Source organism: Rhodococcus sp. BP-332 (genome assembly GCF_019836065.1).
In the GTDB taxonomy this organism is placed as follows: Bacteria; Actinomycetota; Actinomycetes; order Mycobacteriales; family Mycobacteriaceae; genus Rhodococcoides.
The window spans coordinates 562074-588837 of the sequence record NZ_JABUEC010000001.1 but is presented as its reverse complement, the minus strand read 5'-3'; the positions used below and the strand labels follow the sequence as shown (position 1 = coordinate 588837).

General features: G+C 69.6%; 25 protein-coding genes. 22 read left to right on the top strand and 3 right to left on the bottom strand.

Annotated features, from left to right (window positions below):
* From HQ314_RS02730 to trmD, 13 genes are all read left to right on the top strand, one after another.
* Window positions 1–411, top strand: coding sequence for an OsmC family protein (locus HQ314_RS02730; RefSeq protein ID WP_027505004.1), 411 nt, complete (start codon window positions 1–3; stop codon window positions 409–411).
* On the top strand, window positions 408–692 hold the full coding sequence (locus tag HQ314_RS02725; protein ID WP_027505005.1) for an acylphosphatase: 285 nt from the start codon (window positions 408–410) through the stop codon (window positions 690–692). The genes HQ314_RS02730 and HQ314_RS02725 overlap by 4 nt, the downstream gene beginning before the upstream one ends.
* 29 nt (window positions 693–721) lie before the next feature.
* Window positions 722–4345, top strand: a complete 3624-nt coding sequence (gene smc, locus HQ314_RS02720; RefSeq protein ID WP_222649216.1) for a chromosome segregation protein SMC — start codon at window positions 722–724, stop codon at window positions 4343–4345.
* A gap of 4 nt (window positions 4346–4349) precedes the next feature.
* Window positions 4350–5750: a signal recognition particle-docking protein FtsY gene (gene ftsY / locus HQ314_RS02715; RefSeq protein ID WP_222649215.1), complete on the top strand. Its 1401-nt coding sequence runs from the start codon at window positions 4350–4352 to the stop codon at window positions 5748–5750.
* Between the two features lie 222 nt (window positions 5751–5972).
* Window positions 5973–7334: an ammonium transporter gene (locus tag HQ314_RS02710; RefSeq protein WP_027505008.1), complete on the top strand. Its 1362-nt coding sequence runs from the start codon at window positions 5973–5975 to the stop codon at window positions 7332–7334.
* A gap of 3 nt (window positions 7335–7337) precedes the next feature.
* Window positions 7338–7676 carry a P-II family nitrogen regulator gene (locus HQ314_RS02705; protein WP_027505009.1) on the top strand — a complete coding sequence of 113 codons (339 nt, stop codon included), beginning with the start codon at window positions 7338–7340 and terminating at the stop codon, window positions 7674–7676.
* Between the two features lie 57 nt (window positions 7677–7733).
* Window positions 7734–10220 carry a [protein-PII] uridylyltransferase gene (locus HQ314_RS02700; protein WP_056445069.1) on the top strand — a complete coding sequence of 829 codons (2487 nt, stop codon included), beginning with the start codon at window positions 7734–7736 and terminating at the stop codon, window positions 10218–10220.
* A 91-nt stretch (window positions 10221–10311) separates the two neighbouring features.
* Window positions 10312–11880, top strand: coding sequence for a signal recognition particle protein (gene ffh / locus HQ314_RS02695; RefSeq protein WP_056445067.1), 1569 nt, complete (start codon window positions 10312–10314; stop codon window positions 11878–11880).
* Between the two features lie 31 nt (window positions 11881–11911).
* The gene (locus HQ314_RS02690; RefSeq protein ID WP_222637819.1) at window positions 11912–12976 is read left to right on the top strand and encodes an amidohydrolase family protein; all 1065 of its coding nucleotides are present in this window, start codon (window positions 11912–11914) and stop codon (window positions 12974–12976) included.
* A 194-nt stretch (window positions 12977–13170) separates the two neighbouring features.
* The gene (rpsP, locus tag HQ314_RS02685; protein WP_027505018.1) at window positions 13171–13632 is read left to right on the top strand and encodes a 30S ribosomal protein S16; all 462 of its coding nucleotides are present in this window, start codon (window positions 13171–13173) and stop codon (window positions 13630–13632) included.
* Window positions 13633–13641: 9 nt separating this feature from the next.
* Window positions 13642–13884 carry an RNA-binding protein gene (locus HQ314_RS02680; protein ID WP_027505019.1) on the top strand — a complete coding sequence of 81 codons (243 nt, stop codon included), beginning with the start codon at window positions 13642–13644 and terminating at the stop codon, window positions 13882–13884.
* Window positions 13885–13892: 8 nt separating this feature from the next.
* Window positions 13893–14438, top strand: coding sequence for a ribosome maturation factor RimM (gene rimM, locus HQ314_RS02675; protein ID WP_222649214.1), 546 nt, complete (start codon window positions 13893–13895; stop codon window positions 14436–14438).
* A gap of 2 nt (window positions 14439–14440) precedes the next feature.
* Complete coding sequence (gene trmD / locus HQ314_RS02670; protein ID WP_056445343.1) at window positions 14441–15121, top strand: tRNA (guanosine(37)-N1)-methyltransferase TrmD; 681 nt, start codon at window positions 14441–14443, stop codon at window positions 15119–15121.
* A 9-nt stretch (window positions 15122–15130) separates the two neighbouring features.
* Here trmD and HQ314_RS02665 read toward each other — a convergent pair whose 3' ends face one another.
* The gene (locus tag HQ314_RS02665) at window positions 15131–16087 is read right to left on the bottom strand and encodes a serine hydrolase (RefSeq protein ID WP_308119193.1); all 957 of its coding nucleotides are present in this window, start codon (window positions 16085–16087) and stop codon (window positions 15131–15133) included.
* A gap of 122 nt (window positions 16088–16209) precedes the next feature.
* On the opposite strand from HQ314_RS02665, the gene HQ314_RS02660 reads away from it, so the two are divergent.
* From HQ314_RS02660 to HQ314_RS02635, 6 genes are all read left to right on the top strand, one after another.
* Window positions 16210–18531 carry a Tex family protein gene (locus HQ314_RS02660; protein WP_222649213.1) on the top strand — a complete coding sequence of 774 codons (2322 nt, stop codon included), beginning with the start codon at window positions 16210–16212 and terminating at the stop codon, window positions 18529–18531.
* Window positions 18532–18596: 65 nt separating this feature from the next.
* Window positions 18597–19454, top strand: coding sequence for a hypothetical protein (locus HQ314_RS02655; RefSeq protein ID WP_222649212.1), 858 nt, complete (start codon window positions 18597–18599; stop codon window positions 19452–19454).
* A 191-nt stretch (window positions 19455–19645) separates the two neighbouring features.
* On the top strand, window positions 19646–19987 hold the full coding sequence (rplS, locus tag HQ314_RS02650; protein ID WP_027505024.1) for a 50S ribosomal protein L19: 342 nt from the start codon (window positions 19646–19648) through the stop codon (window positions 19985–19987).
* A gap of 112 nt (window positions 19988–20099) precedes the next feature.
* Window positions 20100–20855, top strand: coding sequence for a signal peptidase I (lepB, locus tag HQ314_RS02645; RefSeq protein WP_222630753.1), 756 nt, complete (start codon window positions 20100–20102; stop codon window positions 20853–20855).
* Window positions 20856–20866: 11 nt separating this feature from the next.
* Entirely contained in the window at window positions 20867–21610 is a 744-nt protein-coding gene (locus HQ314_RS02640) for a ribonuclease HII (RefSeq protein WP_056445340.1), read from the top strand.
* A gap of 7 nt (window positions 21611–21617) precedes the next feature.
* Window positions 21618–21923, top strand: a complete 306-nt coding sequence (locus HQ314_RS02635) for a DUF2469 domain-containing protein (RefSeq protein ID WP_027505026.1) — start codon at window positions 21618–21620, stop codon at window positions 21921–21923.
* A 37-nt stretch (window positions 21924–21960) separates the two neighbouring features.
* Here HQ314_RS02635 and HQ314_RS02630 read toward each other — a convergent pair whose 3' ends face one another.
* Window positions 21961–22263, bottom strand: coding sequence for a hypothetical protein (locus tag HQ314_RS02630; protein ID WP_222649211.1), 303 nt, complete (start codon window positions 22261–22263; stop codon window positions 21961–21963).
* A gap of 198 nt (window positions 22264–22461) precedes the next feature.
* On the opposite strand from HQ314_RS02630, the gene HQ314_RS02625 reads away from it, so the two are divergent.
* Genes HQ314_RS02625 through dprA form a run of 3 tightly spaced genes read left to right on the top strand, consistent with a single transcriptional unit; the run spans window position 22462 to window position 25483 of the window.
* Entirely contained in the window at window positions 22462–22818 is a 357-nt protein-coding gene (locus tag HQ314_RS02625) for a YraN family protein (RefSeq protein ID WP_027505028.1), read from the top strand.
* A complete protein-coding gene (locus HQ314_RS02620) occupies window positions 22818–24329 on the top strand; it encodes a YifB family Mg chelatase-like AAA ATPase (protein ID WP_222630764.1) in 1512 nt (503 codons plus the stop codon). The genes HQ314_RS02625 and HQ314_RS02620 overlap by 1 nt, the downstream gene beginning before the upstream one ends.
* A complete protein-coding gene (dprA, locus tag HQ314_RS02615; protein WP_235578930.1) occupies window positions 24326–25483 on the top strand; it encodes a DNA-processing protein DprA in 1158 nt (385 codons plus the stop codon). The genes HQ314_RS02620 and dprA overlap by 4 nt, the downstream gene beginning before the upstream one ends.
* On the opposite strand, the gene HQ314_RS02610 is transcribed toward dprA, so the two are convergent.
* Entirely contained in the window at window positions 25403–26734 is a 1332-nt protein-coding gene (locus HQ314_RS02610) for a DNA cytosine methyltransferase (protein ID WP_222649210.1), read from the bottom strand. The two genes, dprA and HQ314_RS02610, sit on opposite strands and share 81 nt — an antisense overlap.
* Window positions 26735–26764 lie beyond the last annotated feature (30 nt).

Genomic DNA, 26764 nt, shown 5'->3' with positions numbered 1-26764 from the left:
ATGGCTGAACTGTGGGTCGATCGCACCGGGACACGTCGTTACACCGGCAAGAGTTCGCGCGGTGCCGAAGTGCTCATCGGGTCCGAGGACGTCGAGGGTGTCTTCACTCCCGGTGAGCTGCTCAAGATCGCTCTCGCGGCGTGCACGGGCATGAGCTCCGACCGCCCCCTCGCCCGCCGGCTCGGTGACGACTACGACGCGACCGTCCGGGTGTCGGGCGTCGCCGATCGTGACGAGGAGCGCTACCCGCGGCTCGAGGAGGTGCTGACGGTCGACCTCAGCGCCCTCGATCCGGAGGCCAGGGAACGGTTGCTCACCGTCGTCACCAAGGCCGTCGACAAGGTGTGCACGGTGGGGCGCACGTTGAAGGCGGGCACCGAGGTGGACCTCCGTATCGAGGTCGAGGAGTGACGGCAGTCGACCTCGAACGGCTGAGCGCGTGGGTCCACGGCAGTGTCCAGGGCGTCGGTTTCCGCTGGTGGACGCGGTCGCGCGCGTTGGAACTCGGGCTCGTCGGATCAGCGACCAACACGTCCGACGGCCGGGTGCACGTGGTTGCCGAGGGAGATCGAGCGGATCTCGAGGCGCTGCTCGCCGCACTGCGATCGGGTGACACCCCGGGCTCGGTGACCACCGTGGTGGACAACTGGGAATCCGCGCGCGGCGGACTCGACGGGTTCGTCGAACGCTGAGAGAGCAGGGCTGGGTAGTCTGAACCGCCATGCACCTCAAGAGTCTGACGCTGAAGGGCTTCAAGTCCTTCGCCTCGGCGACGACTCTGCGTTTCGAGCCCGGCATCACCTGCGTGGTGGGGCCCAACGGATCGGGCAAGTCGAATGTCGTCGACGCTCTGACCTGGGTCATGGGGGAGCAGGGCGCGAAGGCGCTGCGCGGCGGCAAGATGGAGGACGTCATCTTCGCCGGCACGTCCGGCCGCGCCCCGCTGGGCCGGGCCGAGGTGACGCTGACCATCGACAACAGCGACGGCGCGCTGCCGATCGACTATTCCGAGGTCTCGATCACCCGCCGCATGTTCCGCGACGGTGCCGGCGAGTACGAGATCAACGGCAGCTCGTGCCGACTGATGGACGTCCAGGAACTGCTCAGCGACTCGGGTATCGGCCGTGAGATGCACGTCATCGTCGGTCAGGGTCGGCTCGCCGCCATTCTCGAGTCGCGGCCGGAGGACCGTCGCGCCTTCATCGAGGAGGCCGCCGGCGTCCTCAAGCACCGCAAGCGCAAAGAGAAGGCCGTCCGCAAGCTCGACTCCATGCAGGCCAACCTCGCGCGTCTGACGGACCTCACCACAGAATTGCGTCGGCAGCTCAAGCCCCTGGGCCGACAGGCCGAGGTGGCCCGGCGCGCGCAGACCGTGCAGGCGGACCTCCGCGACGCGCGCCTGCGCATCGCCGCCGACGATCTGGTGACACGCCGGACCGAACTGGCGGAACAGTCGCACGACGAGACGAAGGCTCGCGAGGAGTACGCCGCGGTCCAGGACGCGTTGGCCGAGGGCGAGGCGGTGCTGGCCGAGGGCGAGCAGGACCTCGCGCGACTCACCCCGAGCGCGGAGGCGGCGGCGCAGACGTGGTTCCAGCTGTCCGCTCTCGCCGAGCGTGTCGGCGCCACCGTGCGCATCGCGACCGAGCGGGCACGTCACCTCGGTGACGAGCCGGAGGACCGCCGCGGTCCCGACCCGGACGAGCTCGAGCAGCGTGCGGACCGGGTCGCCGAGGAGGAGATGCAGCTGACCGAGGCGGTGGAGTTCGCGCGCGCCACCCTCGATGCCGCGAGGGAGCAGCTCGCGGAACGGGAAGCGGCCGCGGCGGACGCGGAGCGCGCCCACGCCGCTGCCGTGCGCGCCGTCGCCGACCGCAGGGAGGGCCTCGCGCGACTCTCCGGTCAGGTGGACGGGCTGCGCGCTCGGGCCGAGTCGTACGACACGGAGGTGGCCCGTCTCGCGACCGCGATCGAGGACGCGAAGCACCGCGGCGACGCCGCACAGGCCGAGTTCGACATCGTCCAGGAGAAGGTCGGCGAACTCGACGCCGGTGAGGCGGGACTGGACTCGCAGCACGAGAATGCTGTCGAGGCACTGGCCATCGCCGACGCCCGCGTCGCGGAACTGCAGACGGGAGAACGGGAGTCGAGCCAGCGAGTGGCATCGCTGCGCGCCCGGATCGACGCTCTCACGATGAACCTGGAACGCGGCGACGGCGGTGCGTGGCTGGGGGAGAAGCAACAGCACGGCGTCGTCGGCAGGTTGGGCGATCACCTCACCGTGCGGCCGGGGTACGAGGTGGCGGTGGCCGTGGCGCTGGGAGCCGCGGCCGACGCCGTGGTGGTCTCGTCGGTCGAGAACGCCCGCGAGGCGGTGTCGGCGCTCAAGAGCGAGGACGCCGGCCGCGCGGCGATCGTCTACCCCACGGGCGCGGCGTCCGAGGAGCGGACGATCGGCTCCGGCGCCTCGATCCTGTCGGTGATCGAGGCGTCCGAGTCGGCGCGCGGCGCGCTCGCCTCGTTGTTGGCGGGCACCAGCGTCGTCGACACGCTGGAGGAGGCCACCGCCCTCGTCGAGGACAGCGCCGACGTGCGCGTCGTGACACGCGGCGGCGACCTGGTGGGGCGCGGGTGGATCACCGGTGGGTCGGACCGCCGACCCAGCACGCTCGAGGTGCAGGCGGCCATCGACGAGTCGGTGACCGAACTGGCGGCGACGGAGCGTCGGACCGAGGAACTCGCCGCGGCGCTGTCCGGGGCACTCGCCGAACAGGCGGACCGCCGGGAGGCCGCCGATCAGGCGTTGGCCGCGCTCACGGAGTCCGACGCCGCGATGTCCGCGGTGTACGAGCAACTCGGCCGACTGGGCCAGGTCGCCCGTGTCGCGCATGCCGAGTCGACCCGGCTGCAGTCCCAGCGCGAACGGGCCGAGCATCAGCGAGACGAGGCGGTGACCGCGCTCGCCGAACTGGAGGAGCGCGTGCGCCGGGCCGAGGACGACCAGGGCGGCGACGCCGACGGGGACGGTGAGGCGGAGGAGTGGGCGCGGGCCCGCGAGGACGCTGCCGCAGCGGTCACCGAGGTGCGGTCCGTCGAGGTCGAGGCCAGATTGTCCCTACGCACCGCCGAGGAGCGCGCCGACTCGGTCCGCGGCAAGGCCGACCAGCTCCGTCGGCAGGCACGGATGGAACGAGAAGGCCGTGCGCGGGCCGAGCGGGCACGGGCACGCCGCGTGCAGTCCGCTGCGGTGGCCGCCGCGGTCGCCGAGGCCGGGACTCGTGTCGCCGGACGGCTGGAGCGCGTCGTGGCGGACGCTGCCGTGCGCCGCGACGAACTGGCTCGCCGTCGTTCCGACCGAGCGGCCGAGCTGGACCGGACGCGGGAACAGGTTCGCGCCCTCGCCGTGCGCGCCACGCAGTTGACCGACGCGGTGCACCGCGACGAGGTGGCCAAGGCGCAGGCGGTGCTCCGCATCGAGCAGCTCGAACAGAACGTGGTGGAGCAGTTCTCCATCGCGCCCGACGACCTGATCGCCGAGTACGGACCCGACGTCACGCTGCCGCCGACCGACCTCGAGATGGCGGAGTACGAGCAGGCGAAGGAACGCGGCGAGCAGGTGGTGGCCCCGGCCCCGATGCCGTTCGACCGCGCGGAGCAGGAGCGCCGGGTCAAGCGTGCGGAGAAGGACCTCGCGACGCTGGGCAAGGTCAACCCGCTGGCTCTCGAGGAGTTCGCCGCCCTGGAGGAGCGCTACAACTTCCTGTCCACCCAGCTCGAGGACGTGAAGTCGGCGCGCAAGGATCTGTTGGGCGTGGTCGCGGACGTCGACGCCCGCATCCTGCAGGTGTTCACCGAGGCCTACGCCGACGTCGAGCGCGAGTTCGTCGGCGTCTTCGCCAAGCTCTTCCCGGGCGGTGAGGGCCGACTGGTACTGACCGACCCCTCGGACATGCTCACCACCGGCATCGAGGTCGAGGCCCGTCCGCCGGGCAAGAAGGTCAAGAGGTTGTCGCTCTTGTCCGGCGGCGAGAAGTCGCTCACCGCGGTCGCGATGCTCGTCGCCATCTTCCGGGCCCGGCCGTCCCCGTTCTACGTCATGGACGAGGTCGAGGCGGCGCTGGACGACACGAACCTCCGTCGCCTCATCGGCCTGTTCGAGCAGCTGCGGGAGAAGTCGCAGCTCATCGTCATCACGCACCAGAAACCCACCATGGAGGTGGCCGACGCGCTGTACGGCGTGAGCATGCGCGGCGACGGCATCACGACGGTGATCTCGCAGCGGTTGCCCAAGCGTGCCGTCCTCGAGCCCGCGGGGGAGGTGGCGACTCCCGAGCCACCGTCCTGACAGGATGGTCGACGTGACTACCGAACTGTGGATCGTCGTGGCGGCCGTCCTCGCACTGCTCGTCGTCGTTCTCGTCGTCGGGTTGGTGTTGCAGCGTCGTCGCCGCATCTCCCTGGCCCGTCCGGACACCACCGAGCAGGTCCGCGAGGTCGACCGATCGGGTGGCTACAAGGCCGGGACCGGATTCGACTTCTCGCAGGGCACGGCGGCTCCGCCCGCGCCGGCGCCCCGGAAGCCGATCCCCGAACCCACCCTCGAGCGCACCGACACCGACGATCAACCGCGGGTCGGTGACGACGCTTCGGTTCCTCGCGACGCACCCAAGCGGGGCATCACCGACATCTCGCTGCCCGACCCGGTGCTCGACGAGCCCGCTCCGGCCACGGAGGCACCGCCTGTCGAGACCCCGCCCCTGGTCGTCCCTCCGGTGGAGGAGGAGACGCCGACAGAACCGGCGAGCTCCGCTCCGGTGCTCGACGAGATCGAGCCCACGTCGGGCCGCCTCACCAAACTGCGCGGTCGACTGTCTCGATCGCAGAACGCCGTGGGCCGGTCGTTGCTCGGACTGCTCGGTGGCGGCGACCTCGACGAGGACTCGTGGGAGGAGGTCGAGGACACCCTCCTCGTCGCCGACCTGGGGAGCGCGGCGACCGCCGAGATCGTCGCGACGCTGCGTGAACAGATGGCCGTGCGCAACGTGCGGACGGAGCCCGAGGCCCGCGCCCTGCTGCGCGAGGTGCTGATCGAGCAGCTCACCCCGTCGTTCGACCGCTCGATCCGTGCGCTGCCGCACGGTGACCGGCCGTCGGTCCTGCTCGTCGTCGGCGTCAACGGCACCGGCAAGACCACGACGACCGGCAAGCTCGCCCGCGTCCTGGTGGCGGACGGTCGTCGGGTCGTGCTGGGCGCGGCCGACACCTTCCGCGCCGCGGCGGCCGACCAGCTGCAGACGTGGGCCGAGCGCGTGGGCGCCGAGGTGGTGCGCGGCAAGGAGGGCGCCGATCCGGCCGCCGTCGCGTTCGACGCCGTGACGCGCGGCATCGCCGACGGAGTCGACGCCGTGCTCATCGACACGGCGGGCCGACTGCACACCAAGACCGGACTGATGGACGAGCTGGGCAAGGTCAAGCGCGTCATCGAGAAGAAGGCGCCCGTCGACGACGTCCTGCTCGTGCTCGACGCGACCATCGGTCAGAACGGTCTCGCGCAGGCTAGGGTCTTCGCTCAGGTCGTCGACATCACCGGCGTCGTGCTGACCAAGCTGGACGGCACCGCCAAGGGCGGCATCGTGTTCCAGGTGCAGCGTGAACTCGGTGTCCCGGTGAAGCTCGTGGGCCTCGGTGAGGGCGCCGACGACCTCGCTCCGTTCGAGCCCGGCGCGTTCGTCGACGCTCTTCTCGGCTGACCGCGAGCCCCGCTCGGGCCGCCGAGAATTCGACTCTCGTCGAGTCCTCGGCGGCCGAATCGGGTGAAAAGACCGAGACGCAACACGGTCGCAACATGATTCGGCTGTGCGTTCACACCGACGAAACACCGCAGTGTCGTCGCCGAAACGTCGAGTGAGCACCCTTCTCCTCAGGTCGTCAGCCGCCATCGGCTGGGGCGAGGAAGAAGGAGGAGGCTCAAGGTGGATTTTCCCACTATCGGTGCGCCCGACACCGGTGACACCGCATGGATGCTGACAAGCGCGGCATTCGTGTTGCTCATGGTTCCGGGTCTTGCGTTCTTCTACGGCGGCATGGTCCGCGCGAAGAGCGTGCTGAACATGATCATGATGAGCATCAGCGCGATGGGCGTCGTCGGCGTTCTCTGGGTGCTGTACGGCTACTCGGTCACCTTCGGCGAGGACAAGGGCAACCTGATCGGTGACCCGTTCCAGTACTTCGGGCTCAAGGGCCTGATCGGCGGAACGTACCTCGCCTCCGAGGACGAGGCCGGTGTGCTCACCGATGCCGCGATCCCGCTCGTCGGCACCATTCCCGCGACCGTGTTCGTCTCCTTCCAGGCCATGTTCGCGATCCTGACGGTCGCGCTGATCTCCGGCGCTGTCGCGGACCGCATGCGCTTCGGACCGTGGCTGCTGTTCGCCGGACTGTGGGCGACCCTCGTCTACTTCCCGGTCGCTCACTGGGTCTTCTCCTTCGACGAGGTCACCACCACGACCGGTGGCTGGATCGCCAACAAGCTCGCGGCGGTCGACTTCGCCGGCGGTACCGCCGTCCACATCAACGCGGGTGCCGCGGGTCTGGTGCTCGCCGTCATCCTGGGCAAGCGCAAGGGATGGCCGGGCACTCCGTTCCGCCCCCACAACCTGCCGTTCGTCATGCTGGGTGCCGGCCTCCTCTGGTTCGGTTGGTTCGGCTTCAACGCCGGTTCCGCCGTCGGCTCCAACGGCATCGCCGGTGCCACCTTCGTCACCACCATCGCGGCCACGGCCGCAGCCATGCTGGCCTGGCTCCTCACGGAGCGCATCCGTGACGGGCACGCGACGAGTCTCGGTGGTGCGTCGGGCATCGTCGCCGGACTCGTGGCGATCACCCCGGCCTGCTCCTCGGTCAACATCCTCGGTGCACTCGTCATCGGCGTCGTCGCCGGTGTGCTCTGCGCACTGGCCGTCGGCCTGAAGTTCAAGTTCGGTTTCGACGACTCGCTCGACGTCGTCGGCGTCCACCTCGTCGGCGGTCTGGTGGGCACGCTGCTCGTCGGACTGGTCGCCACCTCCGAGGCGCCGGCCGGTGTCGAGGGGCTGTTCTACGGCGGCGGATTCGACCAGCTGTGGCGTCAGGCAGTCGGTGCCGGTGCGGTGCTGCTCTACTCTCTGGTGGGTACGACCATCGTCGCGCTCATCGTCAAGTACACCGTGGGCCTCCGGATCGACGACGATGGTGAATCCATGGGAGCCGACGAATCGGAACATGCCGAGACCGCCTACGACTTTGCGGCACTCGGTGGGTCAACACTGGGACGTGTTCCCAGCAAGGAGGCGTGAGACATGAAGTTGATCACTGCAATCGTCAAGCCGTTCACTCTCGAGGACGTCAAGACGGCTCTCGAGCAGGCAGGCGTTCTCGGTATGACCGTGAGCGAGGTACAGGGGTACGGCCGACAGAAGGGCCACACCGAGGTCTACCGCGGTGCCGAGTACTCCGTGGACTTCGTTCCCAAGGTGCGCGTCGAGGTCGTCGTGGACGATGCGGCCGTGGACAAGGTCGTCGAGGTGATCGTCGAGGCAGCCCGCACCGGCAAGATCGGTGACGGCAAGGTCTGGGTCTCGCCCGTGGAGGCAGTCGTGCGCGTGCGCACCGGCGAGCGTGGCTCCGACGCTCTGTAGTTCCCGTCAGTCCGGCCGCGGATCCGCCTCGTTCGACGGGGCGGATCCGCGGCCGATCTGTTTCTCGGCGACACGACACCAGAAGGAGTGAGCCCCGTGGGAGGTTCCGAAGCAGCGGCGGATCTCGTCCGAGCGCGCGAGCAACTGCTCGCCGGCCAGGGCCGGAATCGACGACTGGACGCGACGGCGCTGCGCCAGGCGCTCGTCGATCTCCACGAGTTCTGGCTGACCACCAAGGGTTCCGAGGTGGGTATCAAGCCGGACAGCGGATTCGCCATCGTCGCCGTCGGCGGGCTGGGTCGTCGCGAGATGCTGCCGTACTCGGACCTGGACCTGGTGCTGTTGCACGACGATCTCGATCCCGCGCTCGTCAGCGGTGTGGCCGACCAACTCTGGTACCCGCTGTGGGACGCGCACATCAAGCTCGATCACAGTGTCCGCACGGTTCCGCAGGCTCTGGACGTCGCCGCCCACGACATGACCGCGGCCCTCGGTCTGCTCGACGCCCGACACATCGTGGGCGACGCCGAACTCAGTTCGATGTTGATCGACGGGATCCGGCGTCAGTGGCGCATCGGGATCCGCGATCGGTTCGACGAACTGCACGCGCTGACCCGCACTCGCTGGGGGCGTAGCGGCGAGATCGCCCACCGGGCCGAGCCCGATCTCAAGAGTGGACGCGGCGGACTGCGCGACGTGCAGCTGCTCGACGCGCTCTCCATCGCGCAGCTCACCGACGCGATGCCGGGCCTCGGGCCCGAATCACCGGGCGGTGGACTGGATTTCGCTCACCGACGGATCCTCGACGTCCGTACCGAGCTGCACCGGGTGGCGGGCCGTGCCCGTGATCAGCTGCGAGCGCAGGACGCGGACGAGATCGCCGCCGCGCTCCGAATCGGCGATCGGTTCGATCTCGCACGCGTACTGAGTGATTCGGCGCGCACCATCGTCTACTCGACGGACGTGGGCCTGCGTACCGCCGGGAATGCCATACCGCGACGCGGACTCTCGCGTCTCCGCCGGGTACCGGTGCGTCGGCCCCTGGACGAGGGGGTCGTCGAGCACGCCGGCGAGGTGGTGCTGGCGCGGGACGCCCGCCCCAACAAGGATCCGGGACTGATCATGCGTGTCGCAGCGGCCTCCGCGGTGACCGGGATGCCGATGTCCGCGTCGACCCTGGGCCGGCTGTCCGACAGTGCACCGGAACTGCGCGAGCCGTGGCCGAAGGAGGCACTGAACGACCTGCTGGTGGTCCTCGGATCCGGCCGCCGCGCCATCGACGCGATCGAGGCTCTGGACCGGACGGGCCTGTGGGGGCGTCTGCTTCCCGAGTGGGGGGCGGTGCGCGACCTGCCGCCGCGCGACGCCGTGCACACCTGGACCGTGGATCGCCATCTCGTCGAGACCGCCGCTCACGCGAGCGGTTTCACCACCCGGGTCGCGAGGCCCGACCTGCTGGTCCTCGGGGCACTGCTGCACGACATCGGCAAGGGCCGCGGGGGAGACCACAGCATCGTCGGCGCGGATCTGGCCACGCAGGTGGGCAAGCGGCTCGGTCTGTGGCCGTCGGACGTCCGGCTGCTCGAGGCGATGGTGCGCCACCATCTGCTCCTGCCGGACACCGCGACCCGACGCGACCTGGACGATCCCGCGACGGTGCAGCGGGTGGTCGACGCGCTGGACGGCGATCCGATCCTGCTCGAACTCCTGCACGCGCTGGCCGAGGCGGACTCGCTCGCGACGGGACCCGGTGTCTGGGGGGACTGGAAGTCCTCGCTCATCGGTGAGCTCGTGCGGCGCTGCCGCATGATCATGGCCGGTGAATCGCTGCCGACGCCCGATCCGATCGACGCGGCGCTCGCGGCCCGCGCCGCCGAGGGCGGAGTCGACGTCGATCTGCAGCCGTCGGACAGTCCGCACACGTTCGAGGTGACGGTGACCGCGCCGGACAGGCTCGGCCTGCTGTCCAACGCGTCGGGCGTGCTCGCTCTGGCCGCGCTGCGGGTGCTGTCCGCATCCGTGGTCAGCGCGAACGGGTTCGCGATCAACCGCTTCGTCGTCACGCCCACCTTCGGGGCGCCGCCCCAGCCCGGCCTACTGCGCCAGGAGCTCATCCGGGCACTCGACGGGGACCTCGACCTGCTCGCGCAACTCGACCTCAAGGAGGCCGGGGCACGGATCGCCGCCTCGGACGGCGAACTCGGAACGCTCGACTCGTCGGAGGTGCTGCTGTACGCGCAGGCGCCGCCGCGGGTGCTGTGGTTCGACGGTCCGGACGGCGACTCCGTGATCGTGGAGGTCCGCGCCGAGGATCGGCTCGGGCTGCTGTGCCGGCTCTCGTCCGTCTTCGAGAAGCACGGTGCCGACGTGCGCTGGGCCAAGGTCACCACCCGCGGATCCTCGGTGGTGGACGCGTTCTGCGTCGACACCAGCGGGGCGTCGGAGGGCGGCGCCGGATCGCGGGCACAGCGCGAGGAGCTCGAACGCGCGCTGCTGGCCGTCGTCCCCGCCCTGCGTCCGAAGGAGCCCGAGTCGGACGACTGAGGTACGCGTCGGGCCGGGCCACCGCCGGGTCGATCGACCGTTAGTCTGGTCGACGGAGTCTTCACTTCTCTCGCGATGTTCAGGAGTATCGGTGTTCGAATCACTGTCCGACAGATTGACCGGAAGCCTCAAGGATCTGAGAGGCAAGGGTCGGCTCTCGGGCGCCGACATCGATGCGGTGTGCCGCGAGATCCGCCTGGCACTGCTCGACGCCGACGTCGCGCTGCCGGTCGTGCGCGCTTTCATCACTCGGATCAAGGAGCGCGCGAAGGGCGCCGAGGTCTCCGCTGCTCTCAACCCCGCGCAGCAGGTCGTCAAGATCGTCAACGACGAGCTCGTCGGCATCCTCGGTGGCGAGACCCGGCGGGTGGAGTTCGCGAAGAACCCGCCGACCGTCATCATGCTGGCCGGTCTGCAGGGCTCCGGTAAGACGACACTCGCCGGCAAGCTCGCCAAGTGGCTCAAGGACCAGAACCACACCCCGCTCCTCGTGGCCTGCGACCTCCAGCGCCCCGGTGCGGTGAGTCAGCTCCAGATCGTCGGCGAGCGTGCGGGCGCCGCCGTCTTCGCGCCGCATCCGGGCACGTCGATCGGCGGCGGCGAGAATGCCCTCGGCGTGACCGCGGCCGATCCGGTGGAGGTCGCTCGCGCCGGTGTCGCGGAGGCCAGGGCCAAGCAGTACGACGTCGTCATCGTCGACACCGCGGGCCGTCTCGGTATCGACACCGAGCTCATGGGCCAGGCCGCCGGTATCCGCGACGCGACGAACCCCGACGAGATCCTGTTCGTGCTCGACGCGATGATCGGCCAGGACGCCGTCAGCACGGCGCAGGCCTTCCAGGACGGTGTCGGCTTCACCGGCGTCGTGCTGACCAAGCTCGACGGCGACGCCCGCGGTGGCGCCGCGCTGAGCGTCCGCGAGGTCACCGGTCGACCGATCATGTTCGCGTCGACGGGCGAGAAGCTCGAGGACTTCGAGATCTTCCACCCGGATCGCATGGCGAGCCGCATCCTCGGCATGGGCGACCTGCTCAGCCTCATCGAGCAGGCCGAGACCGTCTTCGACGCGAAGCAGGCGGAGGACACCGCCGCGAAGATCGGGTCCGGCCAGTTGACGCTCGAGGACTTCCTCGAGCAGATGATGGCGATCCGCAAGATGGGACCGATCGGCAACCTGCTCGGCATGCTGCCCGGTGCCGGTCAGATGAAGGACGCCCTCGCGTCGGTGGACGACAAGCAGCTCGACCGCGTGCAGGCCATCATCCGCGGTATGACACCCGCCGAGCGGGCCGATCCGAAGATGATCAACGCCTCCCGTCGTCTGCGCATCGCCAACGGTTCCGGTGTGAAGGTCTCCGACGTCAACCAGCTCGTCGACCGCTTCTTCGAGGCCCGCAAGATGATGGCGTCGATGGCCGGCCGCATGGGCATGCCCGGCGCGCGCAAGCAGGTTCAGCGCAGCAACAAGAAGGGCAAGAAGGGGAAGAAGGGCGGTCGCGGACCCACACCGCCGAAGGGCGTGCGGGGAGGCTTCCCCGGTATGCCGGGCGGAATGCCCGCGGGGATGCCCGATCTGTCCTCGATGCCGAAGGGCCTCGACCAGCTTCCGCCGGGCCTCGAGGGCATCGACCTGTCGCAGCTGAAGCTCCCCAAGAAGTAGGGCGGAGCACGCGGTGCGCATCTCGCCGAGTCTGCATCTGCGCGGCGTCGTGCTGCCCGGCCACGACGAGGTGGACGTCTGGGTGCGAGACGGCCTCGTCTCACTGGATCCGGTTCCCGGTGCCACCACGGTGGCGCGGGGCGGCTGGATCGTTCCGGGTCTCGTCGACGCGCACTGCCATGTCGGTATCACGTACGGTGGCGGGCACGAGGATCACGACGGCACCGTCGCGCAGGCCACCACCGAGCGCGAGGTGGGTGCGCTGCTGCTGCGTGACGCGGGATCGCCCGTCGACACCCGCGCACTCGACGACCACGAGGATCTGCCGCGCATCATCCGCGCGGGTCGGCACATCGCGATGCCCAAGCGCTACATTCCCGGCCTCGCCGTCGATCTCGAGGACGAGTCGCAACTGCCCGAGGCCGTGGCTCAGCAGGCGCGCCTCGGCGACGGGTGGGTCAAGCTGGTCGGCGACTGGATCGACCGCGAGGTCGGCGACCTCGCACCCTTGTGGGACGACGCGGTCCTGCGCCGGGCCATCGACGCCGCCCACGCCGAGGGCGCCCGGGTCACTGCGCACGTCTTCGGCGAGGACGCGCTGCCCGGGCTGATCGGTGCCGGCATCGACTGCATCGAACACGGCACCGGCCTGACCGACGAGACCATCGAGATGATGGTCGAGCACGGAACCGCACTGGTGCCCACGCTCATCAACATCGAGACATTTCCGTCGATCGCCGACTCGGCCACCCGCTACCCGCGCTACGCCGATCACATGCGCGATCTGCACGCCCGAGTGGCGGACACGGTGGGGCGCGCGCACGACGCCGGAGTCCCGATCTACGCGGGCACCGACGCGGGCGGCAGCATCGAGCACGGGCGGGTGGCCGACGAGGTGGCGGCGCTGGTGGGCGTGGGCCTGTCGCCGACCGACGCCCTGGGTGCGGCCAGTTGGACGGCGCGGCGGTGGCTCGGGCGTGCGGGCATCGAGCACGGCGCACCCGCGGATCTGGTGTTCTACTCCACGGACCCACGAACCGGGCCGGACGTCCTGTCGGCGCCGGACGTGGTGGTCTTGCGCGGCCGGATCTGGTGACCGGGCTGGGATTATGACGCTCGGGCGGTGTCTGGCAGAATAAGTCGCTGTTCGCCCGTCTCCGGTTCCGTACCGAGCGGCGGTCACAACACCCATCCACCGCAAAACCGGGTGCGCATGCCGTGCGCATCGCTGAATTGCACCGTGACCAGCGGTCGCGTCCTGCGACCACATCGAAAGAGGCTTCGTTTCACATGGCAGTCAAGATCAAGCTCACCCGTCTCGGCAAGATCCGCAACCCGCAGTACCGCGTCGTCATCGCCGACGCGCGTACCCGTCGCGGTGGCCGTGCCATCGAGACCGTCGGCAAGTACCACCCGAAGGAAGAGCCGTCGCTGATCGAGATCGATTCCGATCGCGTGCAGCACTGGCTGAGCGTGGGCGCACAGCCCACCGAGCCCGTCGAGGCACTCCTCAAGATCACCGGTGACTGGCAGAAGTTCAAGGGCCTGCCGGGCGCCGAGGGCACGCTCCGCGTCAAGGAGCCGAAGCCGTCCAAGCTGGACCTGTTCAACGCTGCGCTCGCCGCCGCCGACAACGAGCCCGTCGCCGAGGCCACCACGCCGAAGAAGAAGAAGGCCGCCAAGGCGGACGACGCCGAGAGCGCACCGGCAGACGAGACCGCGGACGCCACCGCCGAGTCCACCGAGAAGTAGGACCCACCTGTGAGCACCATGGTCGCCGACGCCGTCGAGCATCTGGTTCGCGGCATCGTGTCCAATCCGGACGACGTTCGTGTCGAGATGATCACCGGTCGCCGTGGCCGGACCGTCGAGGTGCATGTGCACCCCGACGATCTGGGCAAGGTCATCGGCCGTGGCGGTCGTACCGCCACCGCGCTCCGTACCCTCGTCTCGGGTATCGGCGGCCGTGGGATCCGTGTCGACGTCGTCGACACCGATCGCTGATCACCGACGTGGAGCTCGTCGTGGGCCGCGTGGCCAAGTCGCACGGCATCAAGGGCGAGGTCGTCGTGGAGGTCCGCACGGACGATCCTGACGAGCGGTTCGCTCCGGGATCCGTTCTGCACGGCCGTGCGCGTCGCGGCAACAGCACGACCGACTACACGGTGGAAGCCGCCCGGGAGCATTCCGGGCGGCTTCTGCTGCGTCTGAAGGGAATCGACGATCGCAGTACCGCCGACGCGATGCGCGGCACCCTGTTCGTCGTCGACACCGCGGATCTACCCCCGTCCGACGATCCGGACGAGTTCTACGACCACGAGCTCGAGGGCATGACGGTGCAGTTCGCTCCGGATCACGAGTCGGCGGGCACGGTGATCGGCACGGTCAGCGAGGTGCTGCACTCCGCTGCGGGGGAGTTGCTGTCGATCACGCCGGCCGACGAGAACGTCGGCCGCGAACTGCTCGTACCGTTCGTGTCCGCGATCGTGGTGTCGGTCTCCCGCGAGACGCGGACCGTCGAGATCGATCCGCCCGAAGGGCTTCTGGACGGCGAGTGACCATGCGTATCGACGTGGTGACGATCTTCCCCGAGTACCTCGAGCCCATGCGTACCGCGCTGCTGGGCAAGGCCGTGCAGAACGGTCTGGTGACCCTCGGTGTCCACGACCTCCGGGACTGGACACACGACGTGCACAAGGCGGTCGACGACTCGCCCTACGGCGGCGGCCCCGGCATGGTCATGAAGCCGACGGTGTGGGGAGACGCGTTGGACGACGTCATGCGCGACGCCGACCCGATCCTGGTGGTGCCCACGCCCGCCGGAGTGCCCTTCACCCAGCGCACCGCCGAGAGATGGTCGCGCGAGGATCATCTGGTGTTCGCATGCGGCCGCTACGAGGGCATCGATCAGCGAGTCTTCGATGACGCGGCGACCCGGGTGCGCGTCGAGGAGGTCAGCATCGGGGACTACGTGCTCATCGGCGGCGAGGCCGCGGTGCTGGTGATGACCGAGGCCGTGACGCGGCTGCTGCCCGGCGTCCTGGGCAATCAGCTCTCGCACCAACAGGACTCGTTCTCCGACGGTCTCCTCGAGGGGCCTGGCTACACCCGACCGGCCACGTGGCGCGGCCTGGACGTGCCGCCGGTTCTGTTGTCCGGCAACCACTCCCGCATCGAACAGTGGCGGCGGGAACAGTCGCTCGAGCGTACCGCTCAGCGCCGGCCCGACCTCCTGCCCTGACGCGATCCCTCAGGCGACGACCCCGGTGGGGAACAGGATCTTCAGCGCGCCGGTGACGGTGACGCGCGCGTGCTTGGCGCCGTCGTCGTCCGTCACCGCGGTGTCCGCCGTCGTCTCCGCGCTGCCGCCGTCCGCGCCGTACCAGGGATCCTCCCGCGAGAGCACCGCCACCACGTAGCGCTCCCCGTCGCCGACGAACCCCGTGCTCAGGTGGATCCACCGACCGTCGACGCAGCACATCCAGCCTTGCTTGACCCCGCGGACCGTCTCGCCCGGGAGTGCCCGCGGGATGCCGAAGGTCTGGGGATAGCCGTCTGCCCCCTCGGGGGTGAACGCCTCGAGGTCTCCGACGACGGTCGCCCGGTCCGCCGGGTTCAGTCCGCCGGTGCCGTCGAGGACGGCGTCGTAGTACCGCACCAGGTCCGCCGCGGTGGTCCGGGTGTTCCACCAGATCCCGTCCGCCGACGCGGCTGTGGCGGGCAGGCCGTAGCGGCCGGCGACGCGTGCCACGACGTCGGATCCACCGGCGGCGTCCCACAGGACCTGTGCCGCACTGTCGTCCGACGACGAGAGCATCGGCGCGATGAGGGCACGGGACTCCTCGTCGAGGGCGAACTCGCCGCGCGACGAGCGGTAGAGCAGATCGTCGGCGATGAACAACTTGACCACCGACGCCGTCTCGATCGGATCGTTGTCACCGGAACCCATGTACGTCCCGGTCTCCCGATCGAGGAAGCCGATGGAGAGCGTGGCGCCGCGAGCGGCCGCGCCGTCGAGTGCCTGCTGCAGGCGGCCGGTGAGGTCCGGTGCCATCGGCATCTCGGGTTCGGGGAACTCCGGTGCGACCGGGATCGTCGTCGCCGCCGGCTCGGCCGGCTGCGCGCAGGCCGCCGCCATCGTGGTGGCGAGCGCCACCGCCGCCATCATGGTGGAGGCTCGTCGCAGGCGCGCCGAGTGAGTTGTCACGTGACTACCGTTCTGTCATCGAGTGCCCCCACATTCGAGAGTGGACGTACCGGGCGCGTCGGCGCTCGGAACCCGGGGCGGCACCGTCACTCCACGGTACCGGCGCGGTAGGGTCCATCGCCGTGACGACCGCTGTGAAATCTGTCAATCGCCGGATCGCCGAGGAGCTCGACGTCGCGGAGGAGCGCGTACGCGCCGCCGTGGACCTGCTCGACGGGGGTGCGACGGTGCCGTTCATCGCGCGCTACCGCAAGGAGGTCACGGGCACGCTCGACGACACCCAGCTGCGCACGATCGACGAGCGACTGCGATACCTGCGCGAGCTCGACGAGCGCCGCGCCGCGATTCTCGAGTCCATCCGCTCGCAGGGCAAGCTCGACGACGCGCTCGAGGACTCGATCGTGCTCGCGGACACCAAGGCGCGCCTCGAGGACATCTACCTCCCGTTCAAACCGAAGCGCCGCACCAAGGCGCAGATCGCGCGCGAGGCCGGCCACCAGCCCGTGGCGGACGCCCTGCTGTCCGATCCGACCACCGATCCGACGTCCTTCGACGAGGAGCAGCTCGCCGGTGCGCGCGCGATCCTCGTCGAGCACTTCGCCGAGGACGCCGACCTCGTCGGGTCGCTGCGCGAGCTGATGTGGACCCGTGGCCGGTTGACCAGCGCGGTGCGACCGGGCAAGGAGACGGACGGTGCGAAGTTCTCCGACTACTTCGCGTTCTCCGAGTCCTTCACCTCCGTTCCGTCCCATCGAGTACTGGCAGTCCTGCGCGGGGAGAAGGAGGAGGTGCTCTCCCTCACGATGGATCCGGAGCCGAACACCGACGAACCCGCACCCGGTACCGCGTCGGTGTACGAGACCCGCATCGCGGCGCGCTTCGGTATCGGCGACCACGGCCGTGCGGCCGACCGGTGGCTCCTCGACACGGTGCGATGGGCGTGGCGGACCAAGCTTCTGGTCAGCCTGGGCATCGACACCCGCATGCGCCTGCGGCAGTCCGCGGAGGAGCGCGCGGTCGACGTCTTCGCCTCCAACCTTAAGGACCTGCTGTTGGCGGCGCCCGCCGGCAGTCGCACCACCATGGGCCTCGACCCCGGGTTCCGCACGGGGACCAAGGTCGCGATCGTGGACCCCACCGGCAAGGTCCTCGCGTACGACACCATCTATCCGCACAAGCCCCAGGGCAAGTGGAACGAGGCGCTCGCGACGCTGGCCGCACTGGCGGCGAAGCACCGTGTCGATCTGCTGGCCATCGGCAACGGCACCGCGTCGCGTGAGACCGACGCGCTGGCGGCGGAACTCATCGCGAGGTACCCGGACGCGAACCTGACCAAGGCGATGGTCTCCGAGGCCGGCGCCTCCGTGTACTCCGCGTCCGCCTACGGGTCGCGCGAACTGCCCGATCTCGACGTCTCGATCCGCGGCGCGGTCTCCATCGCCCGTCGTCTGCAGGATCCCCTCGCGGAACTGGTGAAGATCGACCCGAAGTCGATCGGCGTGGGGCAGTACCAGCACGACGTCTCGGAATCCATGTTGGCGCGTTCCCTGGGCGCCGTCGTCGAGGACGCGGTGAACGCGGTCGGCGTCGACGTCAACACCGCCAGCGTGCCTCTGCTCGCGCGCGTCTCCGGCGTGGCCACCACTCTCGCCGAGTCGATCGTCGCGCACCGCGACGAGAACGGCCCCTTTCGATCCCGATCCGCGCTGCAGAAGGTTCCGCGGCTCGGGCCCAAAGCTTTCGAGCAGTGCGCCGGGTTCCTCCGCATCACCGACGGCGACGACCCCCTCGACCGGTCGAGCGTGCACCCCGAGGCGTATCCCGTGGTGCGCCGCATCGTCGACAGGGCCGGCATGGGAGTCCGTGAGGTGATCGGCAACGAGCGGGTGCTGCGGTCCCTGCGCCCGCAGGACTTCGTCGACGACCGGTTCGGACTCCCGACCGTCACCGACATCCTGTCCGAGCTCGAGAAGCCCGGACGCGATCCGCGTCCGGAGTTCGCCACCGCCACCTTCGCGGCCGGTGTCGAGAAGGTCGCCGACCTGCGACCGGGCATGGTGCTCGAGGGAGTGGTGACCAACGTGGCGGCCTTCGGCGCCTTCGTCGACGTGGGCGTGCACCAGGACGGACTCGTCCACGTCTCGGCGATGTCCGACCGCTTCGTCTCGGACCCGCACGACGTCGTCAAGTCCGGACAGGTCGTGCGCGTGAAGATCATGGAGGTCGACCTGCCGCGCCAGCGGATCGGCCTGTCCTTGCGACTGACCGACGAGATCGGCGGTACGGCAGCGGCATCGGCTCCACGCGGCGGGTCGGGAGGCCAGGGCGCCCGGAACCGGCAGAAGACCGGAGCCGGACCGCGCAAGGGAGCGCAGTCCTCGGCACCGGCCGCGGCAACGGGATCGATGGCCGATGCCCTGCGGAAGGCGGGCTTCGGAAAGTAGAGGGTGTCGCGGCGGCGCGGATAGACTTCCTCGTCACAGGACGGGCACGGCAGGAAGGCGCTGCGATGGAGCGGTGGATGCACCACGTCTCCGACGAGGGGCGCATCCCGCTGCTGTTCTTCCTCGTCGGGTTCATCGCCGGGTTCGTCTTCATCCGGTTCAGCGTCCGCATGATCCGCGCGCAGGTGTCCTGGTGGCCGGGCAACGTCACGCCGGGCGGACACCACGTGCATCACGTCGTGTTCGGTGTGGTCGCCATGCTGGTCTCGGGTATCGCGATGATCACCGTGTACGTCGACGGCACCCAGACCACGGGCGCGGCGCTCGCGGCGTTCTTCGGTATCGGTGCGGCACTGGTACTCGACGAGTTCGCGCTCATCTTCTATCTGGAGGACGTGTACTGGGCCGAGCAGGGCCGCACCTCCGTCGATGCGGTCTTCGTCGCCGTGGCCGCCACCGTCATGCTGCTGTTCGGTCTCAAACCGCTCGAGTTCTTCGACGTCGCCGGCTTCCGTGACGATCCCAGCGTCGCGGTGCGGAGCATCATCGTCGTCCTGGCCGCGCTCAATCTCCTCCTCGCCGCGATCGTCCTCGCGAAGGGCAAGATCTGGACCGGGCTCGTCGGCCTGTTCTTCCTGCCGCTGCTCGTGATCGGCGCGATCCGGATCGGCCGGCCGGGGTCACCCTGGGCGCGCTGGCGCTACACCCGACGCCCACGGCGGATGGAGAAGGCCCTGCGGCGCGAGCGCAACCTGCGCCGTCCCGTCGTCCGCGCGAAGATCTGGATGCAGGACGCCATCGCGGGCACGCCCGACGTCGCGCACGTGCGCGCCGCTGCCGAGGACGAACTCGATCGCATCGTCCTTCCGGCGCCGGCGCCGGGGGAGTCGCGCCCCGATCGCGAATCGGTCGGCGCGGGCTGATCCGGCCGATTTCGTCGGGCACCGGTTCTCTGGCACAATCGTGGGGTTGCCTGACACCGGGCGTGCTACTCGCATGCCCGGCATCCGGTGGACACCTATTCGGAGTACGAACCAGTCGAGCGTCGACGGCAGCCGCCGACGGCAGCCGCTCGGGTCCTCTGCTCGAGATCTCGTCACAGCAAGGATGAACCATGAACACCCTGGATTTCCTGGACAAGCAGTCGCTGCGCAGCGACATTCCCGAGTTCCGCCCGGGCGACACACTGAACGTGCACGTGAAGGTCATCGAGGGCTCCAAGGAGCGCGTGCAGATCTTCAAGGGCGTCGTCATTCGGCGTCAGGGTGGCGGCATCCGCGAGACCTTCACGGTCCGCAAGGTGTCCTTCGGCGTCGGCGTGGAGCGCACCTTCCCCGTCCACACCCCGAACATCGCCCAGATCGACGTGCTGACCCGCGGTGACGTGCGTCGCGCGAAGCTGTACTACCTGCGCGAGCTGCGCGGCAAGGCAGCCAAGATCAAGGAGAAGCGCTGATCTTCGGCGTTCCACTCGCTGGACGGCCGGACACAGGGGACTCGTTCCCCGGTGTCCGGCCGTTCTGCGTCCCGGCCGTTCTGCACCGCGGCGCTGCCGCTAATCTTGACCCGTGACGGACGAGCGCGCGGGCGACGACAACGACGAGGCGCAGCGAACCAAGAAGCCACGGTCCTTCTGGCGTGAGCTCCCGATTCTCATCCTGGTCGCCCTGGTGCTCAGCTTCCTCTTGCAGACCTTCGTCGCGAGGGTGTACCTGATCCCCTCGGAATCGATGGAGCCGACCTTGCACGGCTGCACTGGTTGCACCGGTGACCGCATCGTCGTGGAAAAGATCGGGTACCGCTTCGGCGATCCGACGGCCGGTGACGTCGTCGTGTTCCGCGGACCGCCGTCCTGGGACGGCGACTACGTCTCCACGCGGTCGTCCAACGTCGTCGTCCGCGGCGCCCAGGAACTCGGATCCCTCGTCGGCCTGGTCGCACCGGACGAGAACGATCTGGTCAAGCGCGTCATCGCCACCGGCGGTCAGACCGTCGAGTGCTGCGACGAGCAGGGACGCGTTCTCGTCGACGGCAAGCCGCTCGACGAGCCGTACATCACCATGGACTTCGACTTCGTGCCCGGCACGCTCACGTGCGACACCCCGATCCGTTCCGGGCGGTGCTTCGGGCCCGTCACCGTGCCCGAGGGCAACGTGTGGGTCATGGGTGACAACCGCAGCAACTCCGCCGACTCGCGCTTCCACGTCGCCGACGAACTGCAGGGAACCATCCCGCTGGACAACGTGATCGGCAAGGCGCAGGCCATCGTGCTGCCGCCCGGTCGCTGGGGTCTCATCGACGATCCGGACATCCAGGGGCAGTGAGTTCGGGGCCCATGAAGTCGACCACGCGGCTCTCCCGGACGTCGTGGCCGCCGCGCACCGTCATCCGGCGTGCGGGTGGTATGCGCACCATGGAGTCGGCACTTCTCCGGTCGGGTCTCGGGCCCGTGGCGGGCGTGGACGAAGCGGGTCGTGGCGCCTGTGCGGGCCCACTGGTCATCGCCGCGTGCATCCTGGGCGATCGCGCCCGCGCCGCGCTGGACCTTCTGGACGACTCGAAGAAGTTGAGCGAGAAGACGCGGGAGTCGTTGTTTCCGAAGGTGATCCGCTGGGCGACGGCATACTCGATCGTCACCGTCCCCGCGGCCGAGATCGACCGCATCGGTATCCACGTCGCCAACATCGAGGGCATGCGCCGCGCGGTCGCCGGACTGTCGGTCGACCCCGGGTACGTCCTGACCGACGGTTTTCGGGTGCCCGGGCTTCCCGCGCCGTCACTCCCGGTGATCGGTGGTGACGCCACCGCGGCCTGTATCGCCGCCGCGAGCGTGCTCGCCAAGGTGCATCGCGACCGCATCATGCGCTCACTCGACGGAGACATTCCCGGCTACGACTTCTCCGTACACAAGGGCTACAACACGACGCTGCACACGGACGCCCTCGCCCGTCTCGGGGCGAGCCGGGAGCACCGTCGCTCGTGGTCGAACGTCGCCTGCCTCGAGGATGCCGGCGCCGCACCGACGGTGTCGCCGCAGGAGCGGGGTCGATGGGAACACGAGGGCGCCGATGCGCGATGATGGCGGCATGAGTGCCGAGGATCTCGAGAAGTACGAAACCGAGATGGAACTGTCGCTGTACCGGGAGTACCGCGACATCGTCGGCCAGTTCACCTACGTGGTGGAGACCGAGCGTCGCTTCTATCTCGCGAACTCGGTGGAGATGATCCCGCGGAACGCGGACGGCGAGATCTACTTCGAGGTGCGGATGTCCGATGCGTGGGTGTGGGACATGTACCGACCCGCGCGCTTCGTCAAGCACGTCCGGGTGATCACGTTCAAGGACGTCAACATCGAGGAACTCGACAAGCCGGATCTGAGACTTCCTGAGTGACGGGGACTTCCTGAGTGACGGGGACTTCCCGAGTGAATCAGCGCTGATCCGTTCCCAGGATCCGCGCGTTGAGGTGCCACCCCTCGTAGCCGTCGTCCACGCCGCCGCACTGGTCGTGCTCGATCGACGCGCGCGGAATGGACAGGATGCGTGCCGTCCGTAGCGCCCACGAGTAGTCGCCGCACCCCACCTCCCTGGTCGATTCCCGACCCAGCGCATCGTTCGACGTCCACAGCAGTGCATAAGGGTGAGCGGGCCGCCGATCGTCCGGCACGCGGCGGAGAAGGAACTCACTGCCGGACGGCGTCCCGCTCGCCGACGAGTCGCGTGCAGTGTTCATGACCCGATCATCGCAAACCCCAGGGCCGAGCGCCGCGCAACAGGGGGTTTCGGTGGTCCGTCATCCCCGGGTCGAGCGTCGTCCCCGGGTTTTCTGCGGCCGCAGGTCGGCGCCGCGGCACGGTCGCCGCGTGCCTGCACAGTCGTGCTCCGACACCGGGTGTGCCCACCACCGGGCACCGGGTCGGCGAGGGGAGCCATGGCGACGAACGCGGAAATGGGCAGAGCGGGCGAGGAGGCTGCCGCGTCGTATCTGACGACGGTGGGTCTGCGCATTCTCGACCGCAACTGGCGGTGTCGGCACGGCGAGGTCGACATCATCGGCGTGGACGGCGACACCGTCGTGTTCGTCGAGGTGAAGACCCGCTCCGGCGACGGGTACGGCACTCCGGCCGAGGCGGTCACACCGGCGAAGGCGCAGCGCATCCACCGGCTGGCCGGGCTGTGGCTCGCCGAGCGGTCCGGTCCGTGGGTGCCGGTGCGGTTCGACGTCGTGGAGGTCGTGATCGCCGACGGCCGGGGGCCTCTGCTCTCGCATCTGAGGGCGGCGTTCTGATGGCCCTGGGACGGACGTTCTCGGTCGCCGTCACGGGCATCGACGGCATCCTGGTGGAGATCGAGGCCGACGTGGGGCGGGGCCTGCCGGGCGTGCACGTGGTCGGACTCCCCGATGCGGCGCTGCAGGAGTCACGGGACCGAGTGCGGGCCGCGGTGAACAACTCCGGCCAGAGCTGGCCCGCGTCCAAGGTGGTGCTCGCGCTGTCGCCGGCCACACTCCCGAAAGTGGGATCCGTGTACGACCTGGCACTGGCGTGCGCGGTGCTCGGCGCCGCCAAGGTGGTGCCGCCGGGTCTGTTGGCCTCGACGGTGCTGGTGGGTGAGCTGGCACTCGACGGGCGGGTGCGGAGCGTGCGAGGGGTCCTTCCCGCCGTGCTCGCCGCACGCGGAGCGGGATGGACCCGCGTGGTGGTGCCGCAGGACAGCCTCGCCGAGGCGGGCCTGGTGGGCGGGATCGAGGTCCTCGGGGCCGCGCATCTGAGGCAGGTGATCGAGTGGCTCTCGCACCGGTGCACGCTCCCGGAACCGATGCCGACACGGCCGGGTCCGGAGCCCCGGTACGGCGATCTCGCCGACGTGGTCGGACAGTCCGAAGCACGCTGGGCTCTCGAGGTCGCGGCCGCCGGCGCACACCATCTGATGTTCACGGGACCGCCCGGTATCGGCAAGACGATGCTCGCGGGTCGGCTGCCCGGCCTGCTGCCGCCGCTGACGGAGGGTCAGGCCCTGGAGGTGACGGCGGTGCACTCCGTCGCGGGGACACTCACGGCGGAGTGTCCGTTGATCACCACCGCCCCGTTCATCGCGCCGCATCACACCACCTCGGTGGCGGCACTGGTGGGCGGCGGAAGCGGCATGGCGCGACCGGGTGCGGTGAGCCGGGCGCACCACGGCGTGCTCTTCCTCGACGAGTGCGCCGAGATGTCGGTGCGCGTGCTGGAGGCACTGCGTACCCCGCTGGAGGACGGCGAGGTGCGCATCGCGCGGCGCGACGGGGTCGCCCGCTATCCCGCTCGCTTCCAACTGGTGCTGGCGGCCAATCCGTGTCCGTGCGCCTCGCCGCGGACCGCCGACTGCGTGTGTGCGCCGAACGCCCGTCGGCGCTACCTCGGCAAGCTGTCCGGACCACTGCTCGACCGGGTGGACCTGCGGCTGTCGATGCAGCCCGCTGCGACCGGAATGTTGACCGACGACGTGGGGGAGACGACCGAGGTGGTGCGCGGCAGAGTGACGGCAGCGCGGCAGGCGGCGGCGGAACGGTGGTCCGAGTTCGGCTGGAAGACCAATGCCGAAGTACCCGGATCGGCACTGCGACAGCGCTTTCGGCTCGAACGCGAGGCGTTGATCCCGATCGAACGGGCGCTGCGGCGCGGTGGCATCACGGCGCGGGGCGCGGACCGCATCCTGCGCTTGGCCTGGACGCTCGGCGACCTCGAGGGGCGGATGTCTCCGGGACCCGAGTGCGTGGCGTCGGCGATGAGTTTTCGCGAACAGGGGAGTGGCGTGTGAGTGGAGCGGAGAATCCGGAGACCTTGGCGTGGGCGTACGTCTCGACGGTGGTGCAGGGTCCGTCGCGCGCCGTCGAGCAGCTCATTGCCTCGCGCGGAGTGGTGGACGCCGCGGCGACGATGCGCACCGGGGACGTTCCGAAGGCGGTGTGGGACCGCGTGTCGGCGCGGGCACATCTCGACACCGCCGCGGCGAGCCTCGACCTGATGGCTGCGATGGACGGTCGACTGGTGGTGCCGTCGGACGAGGAGTGGCCCGCCTGGCGGTTCCTCGGATTCGAGCGGCCGGACGGGGCTCTGCCCACTCGCGACGGCGGTGCGCCGTTGGCGTTGTGGGTGGTGGGTCCGGCGCCGGTGGCGTCGTCCACGGAGCGGGCGGTGGCCGTGGTGGGAACGCGCGCCGCGACGAGCTACGGGGAGCACGTGACGGGTGAGATCGCGGGAGACCTGGCCGTGGACGGGTGGACGGTGGTCTCCGGCGGCGCGTACGGCATCGACGGTGCGGCGCATCGCGCCGCGCTGGGCGTGGGCGGCTGCACGGTGGCGGTGCTGGCGTGCGGCGTCGACCGGGCGTACCCGGCGGGGCACGAGCGTCTGCTGCGGAGAGTGTCGGAGACGGGTGCGGTGGTGTCGGAGTATCCGCCGGGCACACCACCCGCCCGGTACCGCTTCCTCTCCCGCAACAGGCTGGTGGCCGCACTGTGTGACGGCGTGGTCGTGGTCGAGGCGGGATGGCGCAGCGGGGCGCGTAACACGGCGTCGTGGGCACGGGCACTGGGGCGACCGGTCATGGCGGTACCGGGGCCGGTGACGTCCGCGTCGTCGACGGGGTGCCACCGGATGATCCGCGAGGGCGAAGCGCGTCTGGTGACGGGTGCCCGGGACGTGGTGGCCGAGGCGGGTGCGGTGGGTGCGGGTGTCGAGGACGACGACGACCGGGACGCCCTGTTCGGCCGCGATCTCGATCGCCTGCCGCAGACTCCCGCCCGCGTGCTGGACGCGTTCCCGGCCACGGGAGCCCGAACGGTGCAGCAACTGTCCGTGGACTCCGGCGTGCCCGTGTCGGCGGTGCGGTCAGCGCTGGTGGTCCTCGAGATCGAGGGACACGCCGGCCGCGACGAGGCGGGATGGGTGCGCATCGAGAAGATCCGGTGAGGGCTGTGCCGGGAGCAGGTCCTCTGCCCGCAGGGAGGTGCCGGGCAGGATCGCGTCGCGCAGGTCCGGCTTGACGCCGCTGATGATCCAGGTGCACAGCGCGGCGAGCTGAGCGGACACGAGCGGCGGTACCGCGTCCCCGATGTGGCGGTACATGTTCGACAGCGATCGCGCGCGGAACACGTAGTCGTCCGGAAAACCGTTCAGCAGGGCCAACTCTCGCACCGTGCACAGCCGGTCCTGCTCGGGGTGGGTGTAGCGGCCGTTGCCGAAGTGGGCGCACTCCCGTTTGACGGTGGGCGCGGGACGGTCCCACCACAGTCGGCCGTAGACGTCGGGGTGCGACCCCAGGCGCCCGGCGGCGACGAGGCGCTGCATCGCGGGCGTCAGGTGGTCGTCGCCGCCGGGGGCGGACCTGAGGTCGAGCCAGGAACCGCCGTCGTGGGGGAGGGCGTGGAGGCGGCGGCGGGTCGACTCACGACCGATGCTGGGCGAGAGGTGCATCGGATCGCCGGACGCCGTCTCACCGGCCTCGACGCGGGGCAGGTGGCCGATCGCGCGACGCACCGTGATCGCCTCCGGTGCGATGGTCGTGCCCTCCCACAATTCGGAAAGAGTGTGCAATTCGTGATCGCGCCGCACCGCGACCACCAGGGATCTCTCGCGTCGTTGCGGTAAGCCGACCGAACTGAGCATGTGCACCGAGGCATCGACGTCGTAGCCGAGGCGATCCAACCGCAGAGCCAACGCGTCGAGATGACCACGGAAATTACCGCCGACCAATTCTCGTGCGTTTTCCATGACGAGGACGATCGGGCGCAGAGCCTCGACGGAGTCGGCGACACGGGTCACGAGCGAATTGCGTGGATCGTCGGTGAGATGATTTCGAGGATTTGCACGAGAGAAGCCGGTGCACGGCGGGCACGCGCTGAGTACGTCGAGTGGTCGTTCGTTCAGACGAGGGGCGAAGAGTCGCGCCAACTCGGCCCCGGTGACAGCGGAAAGATCCACGGCGTGCGGCACCGTTCCGATATTCGCCTCGTAGGACGCATTGCATTCGAGAGATCCGCGCGCACTGCTCGGTTTACCCAGTTGTGCGTCCGCCGCACCGACGACCTCGAACGCACCGTGTCGTGCGAAGCCGCAACTCATTCCGCCCGCACCGCTGAAGAGATCGACGAAGGTCAGCGAACCGGACGGTCTCGTCGTCGACGACACGGCACGCGTTTCCGAGAAACTCTGTGCGGTCATCCGTGAACCCTTCGTGGCCGACGTCGACGG

Bases quoted from the DNA above. Each gene is read 5' to 3' on its own strand.
- HQ314_RS02635 (WP_027505026.1), top strand. From the start codon at position 21,618: ATGAGTGCCGAGGATCTCGAGAAGTACGAAACCGAGATGGAACTGTCG.
- HQ314_RS02610 (WP_222649210.1), bottom strand. From the start codon at position 26,734: ATGACCGCACAGAGTTTCTCGGAAACGCGTGCCGTGTCGTCGACGACG.
- ftsY (WP_222649215.1), top strand. From the start codon at position 4,350: ATGGTCGACGTGACTACCGAACTGTGGATCGTCGTGGCGGCCGTCCTC.
- rplS (WP_027505024.1), top strand. From the start codon at position 19,646: ATGAACACCCTGGATTTCCTGGACAAGCAGTCGCTGCGCAGCGACATT.
- HQ314_RS02625 (WP_027505028.1), top strand. From the start codon at position 22,462: ATGGCGACGAACGCGGAAATGGGCAGAGCGGGCGAGGAGGCTGCCGCG.
- trmD (WP_056445343.1), top strand. From the start codon at position 14,441: ATGCGTATCGACGTGGTGACGATCTTCCCCGAGTACCTCGAGCCCATG.
- HQ314_RS02630 (WP_222649211.1), bottom strand. From the start codon at position 22,263: ATGAACACTGCACGCGACTCGTCGGCGAGCGGGACGCCGTCCGGCAGT.
- rpsP (WP_027505018.1), top strand. From the start codon at position 13,171: ATGGCAGTCAAGATCAAGCTCACCCGTCTCGGCAAGATCCGCAACCCG.
- HQ314_RS02655 (WP_222649212.1), top strand. From the start codon at position 18,597: ATGGAGCGGTGGATGCACCACGTCTCCGACGAGGGGCGCATCCCGCTG.
- HQ314_RS02620 (WP_222630764.1), top strand. From the start codon at position 22,818: ATGGCCCTGGGACGGACGTTCTCGGTCGCCGTCACGGGCATCGACGGC.
- smc (WP_222649216.1), top strand. From the start codon at position 722: ATGCACCTCAAGAGTCTGACGCTGAAGGGCTTCAAGTCCTTCGCCTCG.
- HQ314_RS02640 (WP_056445340.1), top strand. From the start codon at position 20,867: ATGAAGTCGACCACGCGGCTCTCCCGGACGTCGTGGCCGCCGCGCACC.
- HQ314_RS02705 (WP_027505009.1), top strand. From the start codon at position 7,338: ATGAAGTTGATCACTGCAATCGTCAAGCCGTTCACTCTCGAGGACGTC.
- HQ314_RS02730 (WP_027505004.1), top strand. From the start codon at position 1: ATGGCTGAACTGTGGGTCGATCGCACCGGGACACGTCGTTACACCGGC.